The sequence below is a fragment of the Sphingomonas sp. RS6 genome, assembly GCF_054489705.1.
On record NZ_JBTMWM010000010.1, the window covers coordinates 64,777 to 81,223 of the forward strand.

General features: G+C 66.9%; 17 protein-coding genes and 1 pseudogene. 13 read left to right on the forward strand and 5 right to left on the reverse strand.

The features are described 5' to 3' along the window. Window positions 1-127: 127 nt before the first annotated feature. Window positions 128-364, forward strand: a pseudogene (locus tag ACX40Y_RS15610) (DUF2155 domain-containing protein); the annotation flags it as partial. A gap of 35 nt (window positions 365-399) precedes the next feature. Here ACX40Y_RS15610 and aat read toward each other — a convergent pair. The 3 genes from aat to ACX40Y_RS15625 all read right to left on the reverse strand — a co-directional run bounded on the left by aat (window position 400) and on the right by ACX40Y_RS15625 (window position 2,354). Next, a complete protein-coding gene (gene aat / locus ACX40Y_RS15615; protein WP_459120487.1) occupies window positions 400-1,137 on the reverse strand; it encodes a leucyl/phenylalanyl-tRNA--protein transferase in 738 nt (245 codons plus the stop codon). After that, window positions 1,134-1,877, reverse strand: a complete 744-nt coding sequence (locus tag ACX40Y_RS15620; RefSeq protein WP_459120488.1) for a ParA family protein — start codon at window positions 1,875-1,877, stop codon at window positions 1,134-1,136. Before ACX40Y_RS15620 ends, aat begins: the two co-directional genes overlap by 4 nt. A gap of 87 nt (window positions 1,878-1,964) precedes the next feature. Next, a complete protein-coding gene (locus ACX40Y_RS15625; protein WP_459120489.1) occupies window positions 1,965-2,354 on the reverse strand; it encodes a hypothetical protein in 390 nt (129 codons plus the stop codon). A gap of 329 nt (window positions 2,355-2,683) precedes the next feature. Between ACX40Y_RS15625 and ACX40Y_RS15630 the strand changes: the two genes are divergently transcribed. Continuing rightward, complete coding sequence (locus tag ACX40Y_RS15630; protein ID WP_459120490.1) at window positions 2,684-3,178, forward strand: hypothetical protein; 495 nt, start codon at window positions 2,684-2,686, stop codon at window positions 3,176-3,178. Window positions 3,179-3,188: 10 nt separating this feature from the next. On the opposite strand, the gene ACX40Y_RS15635 is transcribed toward ACX40Y_RS15630, so the two are convergent. Both ACX40Y_RS15635 and ACX40Y_RS15640 read right to left on the reverse strand, forming a co-directional pair. Next, window positions 3,189-4,388 (reverse strand): sensor histidine kinase, encoded by a 1,200-nt coding sequence (locus tag ACX40Y_RS15635; RefSeq protein ID WP_459120491.1) that lies wholly within the window; start codon window positions 4,386-4,388, stop codon window positions 3,189-3,191. 217 nt (window positions 4,389-4,605) lie between these two features. Further along, window positions 4,606-5,154 carry a DNA-deoxyinosine glycosylase gene (locus ACX40Y_RS15640; protein WP_459120492.1) on the reverse strand — a complete coding sequence of 183 codons (549 nt, stop codon included), beginning with the start codon at window positions 5,152-5,154 and terminating at the stop codon, window positions 4,606-4,608. Between the two features lie 47 nt (window positions 5,155-5,201). On the opposite strand from ACX40Y_RS15640, the gene ACX40Y_RS15645 reads away from it, so the two are divergent. The 11 genes from ACX40Y_RS15645 (at window position 5,202) to murD (ending at window position 16,387) form a co-directional block, all read left to right on the forward strand. Next, window positions 5,202-5,531 carry an Mpo1-like protein gene (locus tag ACX40Y_RS15645; RefSeq protein WP_459120493.1) on the forward strand — a complete coding sequence of 110 codons (330 nt, stop codon included), beginning with the start codon at window positions 5,202-5,204 and terminating at the stop codon, window positions 5,529-5,531. Window positions 5,532-5,577: 46 nt separating this feature from the next. Next, window positions 5,578-6,570 carry a cysteine synthase A gene (locus tag ACX40Y_RS15650; protein ID WP_459120494.1) on the forward strand — a complete coding sequence of 331 codons (993 nt, stop codon included), beginning with the start codon at window positions 5,578-5,580 and terminating at the stop codon, window positions 6,568-6,570. 106 nt (window positions 6,571-6,676) lie between these two features. Further along, window positions 6,677-6,940 carry a hypothetical protein gene (locus ACX40Y_RS15655; RefSeq protein WP_459120495.1) on the forward strand — a complete coding sequence of 88 codons (264 nt, stop codon included), beginning with the start codon at window positions 6,677-6,679 and terminating at the stop codon, window positions 6,938-6,940. Between the two features lie 568 nt (window positions 6,941-7,508). After that, window positions 7,509-7,988 (forward strand): division/cell wall cluster transcriptional repressor MraZ, encoded by a 480-nt coding sequence (locus ACX40Y_RS15660; protein ID WP_459120496.1) that lies wholly within the window; start codon window positions 7,509-7,511, stop codon window positions 7,986-7,988. Then, window positions 7,985-8,932, forward strand: a complete 948-nt coding sequence (gene rsmH / locus ACX40Y_RS15665; RefSeq protein ID WP_459120497.1) for a 16S rRNA (cytosine(1402)-N(4))-methyltransferase RsmH — start codon at window positions 7,985-7,987, stop codon at window positions 8,930-8,932. Before ACX40Y_RS15660 ends, rsmH begins: the two co-directional genes overlap by 4 nt. Then, on the forward strand, window positions 8,932-9,522 hold the full coding sequence (locus ACX40Y_RS15670) for a hypothetical protein (protein WP_459120498.1): 591 nt from the start codon (window positions 8,932-8,934) through the stop codon (window positions 9,520-9,522). Before rsmH ends, ACX40Y_RS15670 begins: the two co-directional genes overlap by 1 nt. After that, window positions 9,519-11,222, forward strand: a complete 1,704-nt coding sequence (locus ACX40Y_RS15675) for a peptidoglycan D,D-transpeptidase FtsI family protein (RefSeq protein ID WP_459120499.1) — start codon at window positions 9,519-9,521, stop codon at window positions 11,220-11,222. The genes ACX40Y_RS15670 and ACX40Y_RS15675 overlap by 4 nt, the downstream gene beginning before the upstream one ends. Continuing rightward, entirely contained in the window at window positions 11,219-12,634 is a 1,416-nt protein-coding gene (locus tag ACX40Y_RS15680; RefSeq protein WP_459120500.1) for a UDP-N-acetylmuramoyl-L-alanyl-D-glutamate--2,6-diaminopimelate ligase, read from the forward strand. Before ACX40Y_RS15675 ends, ACX40Y_RS15680 begins: the two co-directional genes overlap by 4 nt. Next, window positions 12,631-14,019, forward strand: a complete 1,389-nt coding sequence (locus ACX40Y_RS15685) for a UDP-N-acetylmuramoyl-tripeptide--D-alanyl-D-alanine ligase (RefSeq protein ID WP_459120501.1) — start codon at window positions 12,631-12,633, stop codon at window positions 14,017-14,019. Before ACX40Y_RS15680 ends, ACX40Y_RS15685 begins: the two co-directional genes overlap by 4 nt. After that, entirely contained in the window at window positions 14,007-15,080 is a 1,074-nt protein-coding gene (mraY, locus tag ACX40Y_RS15690) for a phospho-N-acetylmuramoyl-pentapeptide-transferase (RefSeq protein ID WP_459120502.1), read from the forward strand. The genes ACX40Y_RS15685 and mraY overlap by 13 nt, the downstream gene beginning before the upstream one ends. Continuing rightward, the gene (gene murD, locus ACX40Y_RS15695) at window positions 15,077-16,387 is read left to right on the forward strand and encodes a UDP-N-acetylmuramoyl-L-alanine--D-glutamate ligase (RefSeq protein ID WP_459120503.1); all 1,311 of its coding nucleotides are present in this window, start codon (window positions 15,077-15,079) and stop codon (window positions 16,385-16,387) included. The genes mraY and murD overlap by 4 nt, the downstream gene beginning before the upstream one ends. Window positions 16,388-16,447: the final 60 nt, after the last annotated feature.

A 16,447-nucleotide genomic window follows, 5' to 3' on the forward strand; every position in this document is an offset into this window, starting at 1 on the left:
CGCGCAGGGCGACAATGCAGGCGACGCGCTGGTGATTACCGGTGACGCCGCCAATGGCAGCGATCAGGCGGCGGAGGTGATGACGCTGCGCGCCGATCGCAGCGTCGCGGATGCGGCGGCGACGCCGATGAACGAGCGGGTCGCGACGATCGGCGTGCTCAACAAGCGCAACGGCACCGAGCGGGAAATCACGCTGAAGCCCGGCCAGGCGGCGCGAATCGACGACAATGTGACGGTGCGGTTGCGCGCCTGCGAACGCACCGCGCCGTGGGAGAATGAGCGGCTGACCGGCGCCTTCATCCAGCTGGACGTTCGGCGCGAGGACCGGCGGTGGCACCGGATCTTCTCCGGCTGGCTGTACAAGGAACAGCCGGCACTCAATGTCGTCCAGCACCCGATCTACGATGTTTGGCCCAAGAGCTGCGCGATGACCTTCCGCGAGACGGGGCCCGATACGGTGCCGGCCTCGTCGCCCGGCGCGTCGAGCGCGAAGAAGTCGCCCGAAGCGGCGGCGCCGGCGGATGCCGGTGCGGACGGCGACTCGCCCAGCGCGGCACCCAGCAACGCAATGTAATCGTCGCGCGGCACCTCGATCGCGCCCAGCGATGCGAGGTGATCGGTGATGAACTGGCAGTCGAGCAGCCGGAAGCCGCCGGCGCGCAGCCGCGCGACCAGATGTGCGAACGCGACCTTCGATGCGTCGCGCACGCGCGTGACCATCGATTCGCCGAAAAAGGCCCGGCCCAGCGCCAGGCCGTAGAGGCCGCCCGCCAGTCGATCGCCGTCCCAGCATTCGACCGAATGGGCATGGCCGCGCTCGTGCAGTTCGATAAATGCCTGCTCGATCGAGCTGTTGATCCAGGTTTCGGGCCGATCGCTTGCCGACTCCGCGCACAGCCGGATGATGTCGCGAAAGGCGGTGTCGACCGTCACGCGGAACCGCTCGGCCAGGATCGTCTTGCGCAGCGACCGCGACAGGTGAAACGATTCGAGCGGCAGGATGCCGCGCATCTTGGGTTCGACCCAATAGACGCTGGGGGCGTCGCGATGATCGGCCATCGGAAACACGCCCATCGCATAGGCGCGAAGCACCAGCTGGGGGTCCAGCAGCTGTGGGGGTGGGCGCCTGCGGATCACTGCCGCCTGGCGTGCCGTGCCAGCTCGCGCTCGATGCCCTGCCAGAGGTCGGCAAAGGCCCGGGTCGCTGCGCTGCGCGGGGCGAAACTTCCTACCGGGGCGCGGCGAGCGGCCACCGATTCGATCAAGCTCGCCATCGGGATCACCGGCCAGTCCGGCTGGGCGGCAACCGCCTCGGCGTGCAGCTTGCGGCGGCGATCGACCATCGCGTGAAGCGGCAGCAGCGGCACCGTCGCGCCGCGGCGGGCCAGATGCGCGGCCACTTCATCGAACGCGCGGCGGGAGAGAGGCGACGGCACCACCGGCACCACGATCAGGTCCGCGGCGCGCATCACCTGCTCGCTGGTCTCGGTCAGGCCCGGCGGGCAATCGAGCAGGATGCGATCATAGTCGTCGGTCAGGTCACTCAGCAGCTTGCTCAGCCGCTTTTTCTTGTCGAGCTGCTGAAACAGATGGTCGAGCCCGCGTAGCGAGGTGTCGGCGGGCAGCAGATCCAGCCGATCGATCTCCGTCGGCTGGATCAGCTTGGCGGCGGCGACATCCCTCGAAAAGACCGCCTGCGCACGCTGCTTTGCCGTTGCGTCGTCGCGGCCGAGCAGGAATGTCGAAGCGGCCTGCGGGTCGAGATCCCACAGCAGCGTGCGGCGCGAGGATCGGATGGCCGACGCCCAGGCAAGGTTGACCGTCAGCGTCGTTTTCCCGACGCCGCCTTTCAGGCTGTAGATCGCGATGGTCGGCATGAATGATCCCCTGGCATGGCATGCTGACATGAAAAGGGCCCGGCGGAAATCCGACGGGCCCCATAAATTCCAACCATTCGGCCTGGATCAGGCCTTGCAGTCGTGCGTCGATCCGTCCGCGAGCGTGATCGTCGCCGCCTTGGGGTTGCCGACCAGCTTGTAGCCGCCTTCCGCGACATAGGGCTCGCCCGGTTCCGGCGCGGTGAGCAGGGTCGACTTCATCGAACCCTTTTCGGTGCGCAGGGCCGCCATCTTGTCGCCGCTGAAGAAGTCGACGAACAGCAGGGTGTTGCCCGGCTGGCAGCGGAACGTAACCGTCGCGGCGATCGTCGGTGGCGCTTCGACCGGCGCGGCGTTCGCAAGCTGCGAAGCCATCGGGTCCGGCGAGCGGCTGTCGACCACTTCGGGCTTGTTCTGGCATGCGGCGAGGGCAAGCAGCGCCACGGCGGAAAGAGCGATGGGGAGGCGGTTGTTCATAGCGTGAGGGGCTTTTCCTTAGGATGGCCGGATCGTCAAGGGTAAAACGGGTTATAATGTCTCTGAGGATGGTGCGATGCAGCGCACTGGCGCGTTATTGCCCGATCCCGGTCTGACTCGCTACTCGTGGAATGCACTCAAATCGGGACTCCCCGCGATATCGCGTCCCGCACGGAAGGCGCGACGACCCACCCGGACACGCCGCCATCTCGACGCGCTTGCTTTCGTTCCGAAGCTGCAGCGGAACAGCGGGTGTCGAACGGACGACGGGCGTCTCGCTTGACCGGCCGGCACCGCTTGACGCAGTGGAGTGGCGAGGGAGTGTTTCGATGAAGCTGTTGCCAATCATCGTCGGGCCGATGTTGCTCGCGGCTTGCGGGTCGGACCCGGCGAACGAGAACAGCGCGAACGCGGTTGCGCCGGTGCCATCGGGACCGATGCTCGGCAAGGTCGACCTCTCGGCACCGCTGCGGCTGGAAGATGCGGCCGGCACCTGGTCGATGGTGCTGGCCCCTGGCCGGATCATGTTCCAGCCGCGCGGCGCGGATCCGATTCCATTTTACCCCAGAACGCCTGTCGTCGACGGAAACAGCGCGCGCATCGTCACCGAAACGCCGGACGGCGATCCGGTGACGATCCGGCTCGTCGTCGAGCCCTGCGGACCAGAGGATGCGCGGGCGCCGCTGACCGCCAGCCTTCAGATCGCCGCGCGCGTCTATCAGGGCTGCGCACAGCCCCTGCCGATCGAGCAGATCCGGTACGACATGTATAACGAAGCGATGGCCGTGCCCTACAATGCCACGGCGGATAACGCCGTGGACTGAAGGCTGGCATTCATGCCGCGCGAGGCAGCGTGAAGCTCAGCGTCGCGCCCCCGCCAGGCGTCTCGGACGCCCACATCCGGCCACCATGCCCTTCAATCAGGCTGTTCGAAATCGAAAGCCCAAGTCCCGGTCCGATGCCGGCGGTCCGTCGCCTTCCGTCGAGACTCGGCAGGAACAGCCTTTCGCGGAGATCGGGCGCGATGCCGGGGCCGTCATCGGCAACGCTGACGACGAGTTCGTCGGCGGACGCGGCCTGAGCGGTGATCTGGATCGTCCGGCCCTCATGGCTATCGCACGCCTGCGCCGCATTCTGCAGCAGATTGGCAAGCACCTGGACGATCTGGAGATGGTCGAAACAGGCGCTGTCCGCATTGGGCGCGAGGCCAACGACGATGTCGGGCAATCGTCGCGGCGATGCCGAACGGACCATCGCGATCGCTTCCTGAATCACCGGCGCGAGCGGCCGGATCTCGAAGGCAACATCGTCATCGTGCACCATCCGCCGAATACGTCGGATGATCTCGCCGGCGCGCTGCAACTGCGCCTCGGCCGATCGGGTGAGTTCGGAGATGCGCGCGTCGCAACCCGGGGTCAGCCGGGCCGCGGCCATGTAGTTCGTTGCGGCCGCGAGCGGCTGGTTCAACTCGTGCGCCACGGTCGCCGCAATCGATCCGAGCGCGCCCGCGCGGGTCAACTCGATCACCTTGCGTTCGATATCGATCCGCTCGGCGAGCATCTGGTCGCGCTCCTCGATGCGAGCGCGCAACTCGCGATCGACGCTGATCCGGTGCCGCGCGAGCGACACGTAGCTGCAAAGCGTTTCCAGGAACCGGATCTCACTCTGGTCGAAATGCGCAGGGTAGCGGCGGCCGAACGCCAGCGTCCCCAGCAGCACCTCGCCATGCACCAGTGGTGCCGCGAAAAACGCCTCAATTTGCAGCGCTTTGGCCGGATCGAAGCGCGGCTCGTCCAAGTCCGAGATATTGGCCGCGATCAATAGCTTACGCGACAGCGCGACGCTGCCGCACACGCCTTCGCCAAATTCGAGGGTGGCAAATTGCTCGGCGTCTGCCGGCGACAGCCCCCCATGCGCGATCAGGCGTCCGACCGCGCCAGTCCAGTCGTAATGGAAGAAGATGTCGAGCGACAGCTCTACCCGGATCATGCCAAAGATGCGGTCGAGCGCAGGCGCCAGATCGACGGATTGCAACAAGTCACTGGCGCTGGAGGCGAGCAAGCCAAGGAACCGGTACTGACGCGAACCCGCCAACTCCGGGACCTCGGCCGGGTCATGTCGATCAGTGCGGGCAGAGGATTGATCGATCATGTGATGGGCCAGGTTGCTCACATCAAGCCATGATTGCTTCCACTAAATGAACATATTCCGTATTGCTACTGAGTAGCAACCACTGGTCCCCGCTGGACCCTCAACTCGTCTCATCTGTTATCAGTCCACGTTGTTTGTTGGGGCCCAGAAAGCTGGCCAGCACCTCCCATGCGGGCTGCTTCGCCATGATGCCGATCGTGTGCAACGGGCTCGAGGAAGGGAGCGCGACCATCGCATAGCGCGATGCCATGGCGCCAAGTTGGCGGATGCCGTAGCGGTGAGCTGTGGCGCCGTTGAAGGCAATCGCCCGCAGCTCGGGTAGCTTGGATGCGAGCGACGCAAGGTCGTGCGGTTCGACGTCGCGGATGGCGGCGTCGGTACTGCCCGGGCGAGTGGCGCTGGCGATGACGTCCCAGAGCCCGATATGCGCGCGCAACAATGCTGCCAGTCGATCGGGGTAGCTAAGAAGGGTAAGGTCGCAGCCTGCCGCAGGCGAGATCAGGCGCCAGAACTGGTTCTGTGCATGCGCATAATAGCGTCCTGCCGCGAGCGAGCGGTCGCCAGGCAGCGAGCCGAGCACGAGCAGCCGGGTTTGCGCGTCGACGACTGGTGCAAAGCTGGATTTGCGCGTGTCCGGCACGTCTGTCATCGATCCTGTCCATTGCCGCATCGGAGTGGCGGCGTTACCATGCCCATATGGCTCCAGCCATTACGCATTATCGGGATTTCTGGCCCCATTATCTGCGCGAGCACGCCAGGCCGGCAACGCGCCGGATCCATTATGTGGGTACCGCGCTGACCTTCGCGGCGCTCGCTGCCGGCCTGATCATCGACCCCTGGTGGTTCGTCGGTATCCCGATCGCCGGCTATGGCTTTGCCTGGGGCGCTCACTTCACGGTCGAGCGAAATCGACCTGCGACCTTCACCCATCCGCTATGGTCGCTGATCTCCGATTACCGCATGTTCTTTCTGTGGCTTGCCGGGCGGCTGGATCCCCATCTGAAGCAGGCCGGAGTCGCCGCATAGTTTCGCTTGCTTGCGGCGGGCGCAGGCGCCCTCCTATCTAGGTGTCATGCAAGCAATTCAGGACACGCTGGCGCTTATCGGCAACACTCCGCTCGTGCGCCTTGCCGGCCCGAGCGAGGCGACCGGCTGCGATATCTTCGCCAAGTGCGAATTCGCCAATCCAGGCGCATCGGTGAAGGACCGTGCCGCGCTTTACATCGTCAACGACGCCGAAGAGCGCGGCCTGCTAGCCCCGGGCGGAACGATCGTGGAGGGCACGGCGGGAAATACCGGAATCGGCCTGGCCTTGGTCGCCAATGCCAAGGGCTACCGCACGATCATCGTGATGCCCGAGACGCAGAGCCGCGAGAAGATGGACACGCTGCGTGCGCTGGGCGCCGAGCTGGTGCTGGTGCCGGCCGCGCCCTATTCGAACCCCGGCCATTTCGTCCATACGAGCCGTCGGATCGCCGAGGAGACGCCGAACGCGATCTGGGCCAACCAGTTCGACAATACCGCCAATCGCAAGGCGCATATCTGCGGCACGGCCGAGGAGATCTGGGCGCAGATGGACGGCCGGATCGACGGCTTTACCTGCGCCGCGGGTACGGGCGGCACGATCGCCGGCGTCGGCCTGGGCCTGAAGGCCAAAGACGAGACGGTGACGATCGCGCTCAGCGATCCGCATGGTGCGGCGCTCTATAATTATTATGCATGTGGCGAGTTGCGCGCCGAGGGCTCCTCGGTTGCCGAAGGGATCGGGCAGGGCCGCATCACCGGCAATCTGGAAGGCGCGCCGATCGACACGCAGTTTCGCATTTCCGACGAGGAGGGGCTGGAGTGGATGCGCCGCCTGCTCACCGAGGAGGGGCTGTGCCTGGGGCTGTCATCGGGCATCAACGTCGCCGGCGCGGTCCGGCTGGCGCGCGAACTCGGGCCCGGCAAGCGGATCGCGACGATCCTGTGCGACACCGGGTTCCGCTATCTCTCCACATTGTACAACCCCGCATGGCTGGAGGCGAAGGGGCTGCCGGTCCCGCCGCCCATGACGCGGCCCTGACCATCGGCTCGACAAGGACGCCCCCTCCCATTACATTTGCATCGTAGTGAGGAAGATGGGATCGCAGCACGATGTCGGCCAGGCCATGCAGCGCGTTCGCGTTGGCATGACCGGTCTTGCGGCCGTCATCATCCTGATCGCCGTGGTGAGCGCCCTGTTCTCGACTGCCAGTCGGGACGAGGCGGTATCGGCTGCCGGTGCTTCCAACGCGTCAGTGGTCGCCAACCTGACCGGCTCCGACAATATCGCGGAGGACAAGGCCGCGGACGAGCCGCTGGCCGAACTGGGCGTCGCGCCCAGCACCGATGGCGCGACGGTGGACGAAATCGCCCGCGAGCGCGCACATCAGCGAGATGCCGCCGGGCGCTGAGCGTTCGTCTGCGGATGCCTGACGCCGGCGCGATGCGCTGCCATTTTACGACATTGCTCAGGCACGGCCGGCGCTCGCCGCTGATGTGGGAGCGCAGCTGAGGGGCTGCGCGGCGGCCCCAGACTGGCATGCTGGCTGTACGTGCGGGCGAAACTCTGCCCCAAGCAAGCGATGATGGTCGCCAATCGCGGCGAGGCCCGCGCGGGGCTCTGCTGACTTGCAATTTACCCCCGCAAGAGCGCTGCCGGCTCGGTGGCTGGCCCGGATACCGCCTGCTCCTAGGCATTTACACCTATTGCCCGACCTCTGTTGCGCTTGGTGCGGGATCAAACAAGAAACAAAAAGGGATCATATATGAAATTATACTTGAACGTGGCGGAAGGTGGGGCCATTTCCCGCTTTATCCCCTAATCGCCCGTTGCCTCCCGGCCCCGTTTGTGCTTAAACGGCGTCGTTAAAAGGGGGGCACGAACCCTTTTTCTTCCGTCGACATGCGTCAGCTGGAATCGCGCCAAAAAGCCGCGTTTCCAGAACGGGAGGGGCGTGCCCGGCGTTGGGGTTGGGCTAGGTGGACAGGGAGCTTTTCGAAGGATTTGCGCTCCAGGCGGTCGACCCCAAGGGTCGCGTCGCCATCCCCGCCGACCTGCGCGCAGCCGCCGAGCGCAATTCCGACGTCCGCCAGATCGTTGTCGGCGTGCATGCGGAGGATCCGTGCCTCTCCGCGCACGATACCGGCTGGTCGCGCAAGAAATATGATCGCATCGACAAGCTGGACCAGCAGGCGCTCGACCGGGGCGAACAGCCCAGCGCCGTGCCCAAGCGTCGTGCCTTCGGCCTGGTCGAGAAGGTCCCCTATGACGACAGCGGGCGCTTCGTGCTGCCGCCCTTCTTTCGCGCCAAGGCCAAGATCCAGAAATGGGCGTTCTTCGTCGGCAGCGGCGACACGTTCGACATCTGGGCGCCCGACGTGCTGCTGGCGGACGAGGCGGTCGACGACGAGCTCAAGGAAATCTGCGCGTTCCTGATGCAGCAGAAGGGGGCGAAGTGAGCGACGCGCCTCATATCCCCGTGCTGCTGGACGAGGTGGTGGACGCACTCGCCATCGTGCCCGGCGAGCGCCATGTCGACGCGACCTTCGGCGCGGGCGGCTATACGCGGGCGATGCTTGCTGCGGGCGCGGCGGTGACGGCGTTCGATCGCGATCCGACGGCGATCGCGAACGGTGCTGCGCTGGTTGCGGAAAGCGGCGGCAGGCTGGCGCTGATCCATGCGCCGTTCAGCCGGCTGGCCCAGGAACTCGATCTGCGCGGGCTGGCGCCGGTCGACGGGGTGGTGCTGGATATCGGCGTTTCCTCGATGCAGCTCGACCAGGCCGAACGCGGCTTCTCGTTCCAGCAGGACGGGCCGCTCGACATGCGGATGGCCGGCGAGGGGGTGAGCGCTGCCGAGTGGCTGAACACCGCCGACGAGGGCGAGATTGCCGACATTCTGTTTCACTATGGCGAGGAGCCGCGGGCGCGGCGGGTGGCGAAATATATCGTCGGGGCGCGGCCGTTGAGCCGGACGTCGGAACTGGCGGCGGTGGTGCGCAAGGCGCTGGGGCATCGCCCGCACGACAAGAAGGATCCGGCGACGCGGACCTTTCAGGCGGTACGGATCCACATCAATCGCGAGCTGGACGAACTGGCCGAGGTGCTGGCGGCGGCGGAGCGCGTGCTGCGGCCGGGCGGGCGGCTGGCGGTGGTGACGTTCCACAGCCTGGAGGACCGGCTGGTCAAGCGCTTCCTGCGCGAGCGCAGCGGCAGCGAGCCGGCGGGATCGCGGCATCGCCCGGCAACGGCGCCGCGCGCGGAACCCAGTTTTGAAACGCCCGCCAAGGCCGTCCGGCCCGGCGAGGCAGAGTTGGCGCGCAACCCGCGCGCAAGATCGGCGACGTTGCGCGTGGCGCGACGGACGGAAGCGGCGGCTTGGTCGAGTGAGGGAATGGCGTGATGGCGGTGCATGGCTTCAAGGGTCTCGGCTGGTTCCTGTGCGGCGTGATCGCGGCGCCCACCTGCTACATGGTCACGTCGCATGGCGCGGCCGAGCGGGCGCGGTTGCGGGCGCTCGATTCGGCGATCCTCCAGGCGAAGGCAGATATCCGCTCGCTGGAAACCGAATTCGATACGCGCGCCAACATCGCGCAGATCGAGCGGTGGAACGGCGACGTTCTGGCGATGAACGCGCCGGCCCCGCAACAGTATCTGGCGAGCGTCGAGGGGCTGGCTGCGCTCGATCGCCCGGCCTCGATCGAGGACGAGAGCGGCCGCGTCGAAACCGCCGCGCTCGTCATTCCGGCCGCCGCGCCCGCGGTGCAGGCTGCCGCACCCGCGCTGGCGTCGGCCGATCGCGGCGGGCAGGGAAAGCCGTCCACGGCGAGCCGCGTCGCACAGGGTGACGACCGCCAGGACGGAAAGCTCGCGAGTCTGATGAAGAAGGTTGACCGATCGGGGCTGGCGACGGCCGATCGTCCGTTGCTTAGCGCGTCCACGATCAGCGATCTGAACCGCCTGGCGAGACGCGAGCAACTGGCGCTCCGGTGATCGTCGTCGTCGCACCGCCGGCGCGTACGCGCGGTTCTGGCGGCGCCCGACAGGCGCTTGTTGCCGTTGCGCAGGTGCGCCTGATGATCCTGACGCTGCTGTTCGCGGCGGGGATGCTGGCGATCATCGGCAAGCTGACGTTCCTTGCCGTTTCCACCGGCCCGGCCGCCATCAGCCGATCGGCATCGGTATTGCTGCCGCCGCGCGGCGACATCGTCGATCGCAACGGCGCGCCGCTCGCGCGCAGCATCGATTCGTGGACGATCGCAATCCACCCCGACAAGGTGATCGCCGACAAGGGCGAGCTGGCGGAAAGGCTCGCCGCGCTGATCCCGGACCGCAGCGCCGCGCAATATTATGCGCTGCTCCAGGCGGGTGGCAGCTTTGCTTATCTGAAGCGCCGGGCGCTGCCCGAACTGGTCAATGCGGTGAATGCGCTGGGCGAGCCGGCGATCGAGTTCCAGCGCGAGACGGGGCGGCTCTATCCCCAGTCCGACATGGCAGCGCATGTGCTCGGCTATCTTGACGCGGAGGGGCATGGCGTTGCCGGCATGGAAAAGGTGCTCGATGCGCGGCTGACCGATCCCGCGCAGCGCGGCCAGCCGGTCGCGCTGTCGATCGACACGCGGGTGCAGGGTGCGCTCGAAAGCGAGCTGGGTCGCGCGATGACCGATTTGCAGGCGCGCGGCGCCGCCGGCATCGTGATGGACGTGCATACCGGCGAAGTGATCGCGATGACATCGCTGCCCAGCTTCAACCCGAATGCGCTAAGCGGTCCGCCGCCGCGCAACAACGTTACCCAGAGCGTGTATGAGCTGGGATCGACGTTCAAGCCGATCGCCATTGCCGCCGCGATCGATTCGGGCACGATCACGTCGATGTCGCGCCGTTTCGATGCGACGGTGCCGATGAAGGTCGGGCGCTTCACCATTCATGACGATCCGGGCGATGAGCAGTTTCGCTGGCTGAATATTCCGGAGACGCTGATCTATTCGTCGAACATCGCCACCGCGCGGATCGCCGACGAACTCGGCCCTGAACGGATGCAGGACATTTTCCGCCGCTTCGGTTTCGACCAGCGGCCGAGCATCGAAATCGGCGCGAGCCGCACGCTATGGCCGAGCAGCTGGGGCCGGATCACGGTGATGACCACCGCCTATGGCCATGGCATCGCGGTGACGCCGCTGCATCTGGCCGGCGCCTATGCCGCGCTGGTCAATGGCGGCATCTGGCGTCCGGCGACGCTGATGAAGGTCGATCCGAATCATCCGCCGCAGGGGCGGCGGGTGCTGCAGGAATCGACGAGCCAGCGACTGCGCCAGCTGCTTCGGCTGATCGTGCTGAAGGGGACCGGCCGCAAGGGCGAGGCACCGGGCTATCGCGTGGCGGGCAAGACCGGCACGGCGGAGGCGGCGAGCGACGGCGGCTATGACAAGCACCGTAACGTTTCCACCTTCGCGGCGGCTTTCCCGATCGACGCACCGCGTTATGTGGTGGTCGCCATGCTCGACTCGCCAAAGGCCAATGCGCACACCCCCCGGACCACCGCCGCCTGGACGGTAGCGCCGGTGGTGTCGCGCGTGATTTCACGAACGGGTGCGATCCTGGGGGTTGCACCCGACAACCATCGCGACATCGACGAAAGCGACCTGTTGCCGCTGCTCGCCGCGTCGCCCGAGCCGGGGGCTGGCGTCGAATGAAGCTGGGTGCGTTTACGGGCGGCGACGAACAGGCCGTCGTCACCGGCTTCGCGATCGATCATCGCAAGGTTGCGCCGGGCACGGTTTTCGGGGCGTTCCAGGGTTCGCGCTTCGATGGCGAAGCGTTCATCCCGGCCGCGATTCAGGCCGGCGCCGTCGCGATCGTCGCGCGCCCGGAAGCGGCGGTCGAAGGGGCCGTCCACATCGCCGACGCCAATCCGCGCGAACGCTTTGCCCAGCTCGCCGCGCGCTTCTTCGCGCCGTTCCCGCCGATGACCGTCGCTGTTACCGGCACCAACGGCAAGACGTCGACGGTCGAGATGGTGCGGCAGCTCTGGCGGATGGCGGGCTTCCACGCCGCGTCGATCGGTACGCTGGGCGTGACGACCGCCGACGATCGCGTCGCGACCGGGCTGACGACGCCCGATATCGTTACCTTCCTGTCCAATGTGGCCGGGCTTGCGCGTGAAGGCGTGAGCCATGTGGCGTTCGAGGCATCGTCGCACGGACTGTCGCAATACCGCACCGAGGGGCTGCCGGTGCGCGCCGCCGCCTTCACCAATCTGAGCCGTGATCACCTCGATTATCACGGCGACATGGCGGCCTATTTCTGCGCAAAGATGCGGTTGTTCGCGGACGTGCTCGATCGGGACGGCACGGCGGTGGTGTGGGCCGATGATCCCTATGCGCCGCAGGTCGAGGAACTGGCGCGGATGCGCGGCAACCGGCTGATCACCGTGGGCGAGCATGGCAAGACGCTGCGGCTGGTGAGCCGTGTGCCGTCGCTTCTGGGGCAGCAGCTCGAGATCGAGGTGGACGGCGTGATCCGCCGCGTCGCCCTGCCGCTGATTGGCGCCTATCAGGTCGCCAATGCGCTGACCGCTGCGGGGCTGGTGATCGCGACGGGCGGCGATGCCACATCGACCATCGCGAACCTCGCCCGATTGCAGCCGGTGCGCGGGCGGCTGGAGCGCGCGGTGATCACCGCGACGGGAGCGCCGGTTTATGTCGATTATGCTCATACGCCCGATGCGCTCGATGCGGCGATCGATGCGCTCAAGCCGCATGCGGCGGGACGGTTGATCCTGGTATTCGGTGCGGGCGGCGACCGTGACGCCGGCAAGCGCGAGCCGATGGGCCGCGCGGCGGCGGCGGGCGCGGATGTCGTCATCGTCACCGACGACAATCCGCGCAGCGAAGATCCAGACGAAATTCGCCGCGCGATCCTGAAAGGCGCGCCCGACGCCGCCGAGATCGGCGACAGGCGCGAGGCGATTGCCGCCGCGCTGCGCATGGCCGGGCCACAGGACATCGTGCTGATCGCGGGCAAGGGGCACGAGCAGGGGCAACTGGTCGGCGATCTGGTGCTGCCGTTCGACGATGTCTCGGTTGCAAGGGAGTGCGCGGCATGACGGGCCTGCCGCTTTGGACATCGGCTGAGGTCGCTACGGCGACTACAGGCACCGCGAGCGCGGATTTTTCCGTCTCCGGCGTCGCGTTCGATTCGCGGGAGGTTGGGCCGGGCGACCTGTTCCTCGCGCTGAAAGGGGAAAGCACCGACGGTCACCGCTTTCTCGATCAGGCATTTGCGCAAGGCGCGGCCGGCGCCGTGGTATCGGATGCGACCGGCCACCCGAGCGTGCTTGTTGCCGACACGACGGCGGCACTGAATGCGCTCGGCGCTGCATCGCGCGCGCGTTCGGCCGCGAAGATCATCGGTGTTACCGGGTCGGTCGGCAAGACCGGGACCAAGGAGGCGCTGTTCGCCGCGCTGGAGCGAAGCGAGCCCGGCGGCGCGCATCGATCGGTCAAGAGTTACAACAACCACACCGGCGTGCCGCTGAGCCTGGCGCGGATGCCGCGCGAGGCACGGTTCGGCGTGTTCGAGATGGGCATGAACCATGCTGGCGAACTGGCGCAACTGACCCGGCTCGTTCGCCCGCATGTCGCCATTGTCACCGCGATTGCGCCAGCGCATCTCGGCTTTTTCGACAGTGTCGAGGCGATCGCCGATGCGAAGGGCGAAATATTCCAGGGGCTGGAGCCCGGCGGGACGGCGATCGTCCCGTTCGACAGCGCCTATCGCGACCAGCTGATCGCCGCGGCCCGGCCCCATGCGGGGCGGATCGTGACCTTTGGCCTGAACGAGGGCGCGGACTACCGCGCGAATGAGATGGTGCGGGCGCGAAACGGCGGCACGTTCGTCATGGCGCGGTTTGGCGACCGCGAACTGAGCTTCACGCTTTCGCAGCCGGGCGCGCATTGGGTGTCAAACGCGATGGCGATCCTGGCTGCCGTCGATGCGGTGGGCGCCGATCTGGAGCTGGCGGGCCTTGCGCTCGCCGATCTAGACGGGCTGGCCGGGCGCGGTGCCCGCCTGCAGGTCCCGGTCGGCGACGGCATTGCGCTGGTGATCGACGAAAGCTACAACGCCAATCCCGGATCGGTCCGCGCCACGCTCGCGGTGCTGCGCGAAGAGCCGGGCCGACGCATCGCCGTGCTCGGGGAAATGCGCGAGCTTGGCGCGCAGTCCGATGCGCTGCACGCCGAACTGGCCGAGCCGATCGTCGAAGCGGGTGTCGAACGCGCCATTCTGGTGGGCGAGGCGACGGCGCCGCTTGCCGCAGCGCTTGAGGGCCGCATCGATTTCGTCCATGTGGCCGATGCAGCCGCTGCGACGACGCAGCTCGAATCGATGCTCCAACCGGGTGACGCGGTTCTCGTAAAAGGATCCAACGGCGTGCGACTGGCGAGCCTGGTCGCGGCGCTGGCTGAAAGGCAACCATGCTCTATCTGATCGCCGAACAGCTGGGCTTTTCCGGCGTGTTCAATCTTTTCCGCTATCTGTCGTTCCGCACCGGCGGCGCGGTGGCGACGGCGCTGCTGCTCGGCCTGCTGGTCGGGCCGAAGTTCATCGGCTGGCTGCGGCTGCGGCAGGGCAAGGGCCAGCCGATCCGTTCGGACGGGCCGCAGAGCCACCTCGCCAAGCGCGGCACGCCGACGATGGGTGGGCTGATGATCCTGACCAGCCTGACGCTGGCGCTGCTGATCTGGATGGACTTGCGCAACGCCTATGTCTGGGCGTGCATGTTCGTGACGCTCGGCTTTGGCATGATCGGCTTCCTCGACGATTACGACAAGGTGCGGAAGCAGAAGACGGCGGGCGTTTCGGGCAAGATCCGGCTGATCGGCGAGTTCATCATCGCCGGCATCGCCAGCGCGATCATCATCTTTGCCGAGGGCAATACCCAGCTCTACGTGCCCTTTTTCAGCTGGATCCACCCCGATCTGGGCTATTTCTACATCGCCTTCGCCGCCTTCACGATCGTGGCGTTCGGCAATGCGGTGAACCTGACCGACGGGCTCGACGGGTTGGCGACGATGCCGGTGGTGATCGCGGGCATGGCGTTCATGCTGATCGCGTACCTGGCGGGCAACAAGATCTACGCGACGTACCTCGGCATTCCGCATGTGCCGGGCGCGGGTGACCTCGCCATCTTCTGCGGGGCGATGATCGGGGCGGGGCTGGCGTTCCTGTGGTTCAATGCGCCGCCGGCGGCGGTGTTCATGGGCGATACCGGCAGCCTGGCGCTGGGCGGGGCGATCGGCACCATCGCCGTCACCACCCACCATGAGCTGGTGCTCGGCATCATCGGCGGCCTGTTCGTGATGGAGGCGCTGAGCGTCATCATCCAGGTGTTCTTCTTCAAGCGTACCGGCAAGCGGGTGTTCCGCATGGCGCCGATCCATCACCATTTCGAACAGCTTGGCTGGTCCGAGCCGACCGTGGTGATCCGTTTCTGGATCATCGCTTTCGTGCTGGCGCTGGCCGGCCTGGCGACGCTCAAGCTGCGGTGATCACCAGCCCCGCCTGGCGCGGCAAACGCTTCGCGGTGCTTGGGCTTGCACGCTCGGGTGCGGCGACCGTGCGTGCGCTGCTGGCGAGCGGGGCGGAGGTGCTGGCGTGGGATTCGAATGAGGTGGCTCGGGAGGCGGTACAAAAGACCGCAGGGGAAGCCGACGGGCTGTTCGTCGACGACTTCACCGACTGGCTTGAGATCGATGCGGACGGCATCGTATTCTCACCGGGCGTGCCGCTCAACCGACATCCGCTGGCGGCTGTGGCACGAGAAACGGGCGTGCCATTGATAGGCGATATCGAACTGTTCGCGCAGGCGCGCGCCGATCTGCCGGCCCACCGCGTGGTCGGCATCACCGGCACCAACGGCAAGTCGACCACCACCGCGCTGATCCATCACATCATCGAGACGGCCGGTATCCCCACGCGACTCGGCGGCAATATCGGCCTGCCGATCCTGGGGCAGGACCCGCTGCCGGAGGGCGGCATCTACGTCCTTGAGCTTTCGAGCTACCAGATCGACCTGACCCACAGCCTCGACTGCGACGTCGCGGTGCTGCTGAACATCACCCCCGACCATCTCGATCGCTATGATGGGTTCGAGGGCTATGCCGCGTCCAAGGCGCGGCTGTTCGCGATGCAGTCCAAGGGCCATGCGGCAGTGATTGGCATCGGCGATGCGGCCTCAGCCGATATCGCCCGGCAGGTGGCGCTCTCCGGCCGCAGCGAGGACGTGACCAGGATCGCGCCGGGCGTGTGCATGGACCAGTCGCGCTGGCCGGCGCTGCAGGGACCGCACAACGCCCAGAACGCGATTGCCGCGATCGCCGCCTGCGAGGCGCTGGGCATCGACTGCGCCGCGATCGACAAGGGGCTCGAGAGTTTCCCCGGGCTGCCGCACCGGATGGAGCGGATTGCGACGCGGAATGGCGTCACCTTCGTCAACGACAGCAAGGCGACCAACCCGGAATCGGCCGCGCCGGCGCTGGCGGCGTTCCCGCGCATCCACTGGATCCTCGGCGGCGTCGCCAAGACCGACAGCCTGGAGGCGTGCCGCCCCGGCTTCGGCCATGTCGTGCGCGCCTATACGATCGGTGAGGCGGGGCCGTTGTTCGCCCGGTTGCTCGAAGGCGAGATGCCGGTCGAGCAGGCGGGTACGCTGGAGGCGGCCGTGCGCGAGGCCGCCGCTCAGGCCCAGCCGGGTGAGGTGGTGTTGCTGTCGCCGGCGTGCGCCTCGTTCGACCAATTTCGCGATTTCGAGGCGCGCGGCGATGCGTTCCGCGCTGCGGTGGAGGGGCTCGGGTGAGCCGCGCTGCTGACGACGCCAATGATCTGAAGGGCGCGTTGCCCCGTCTTCCCAACCAGC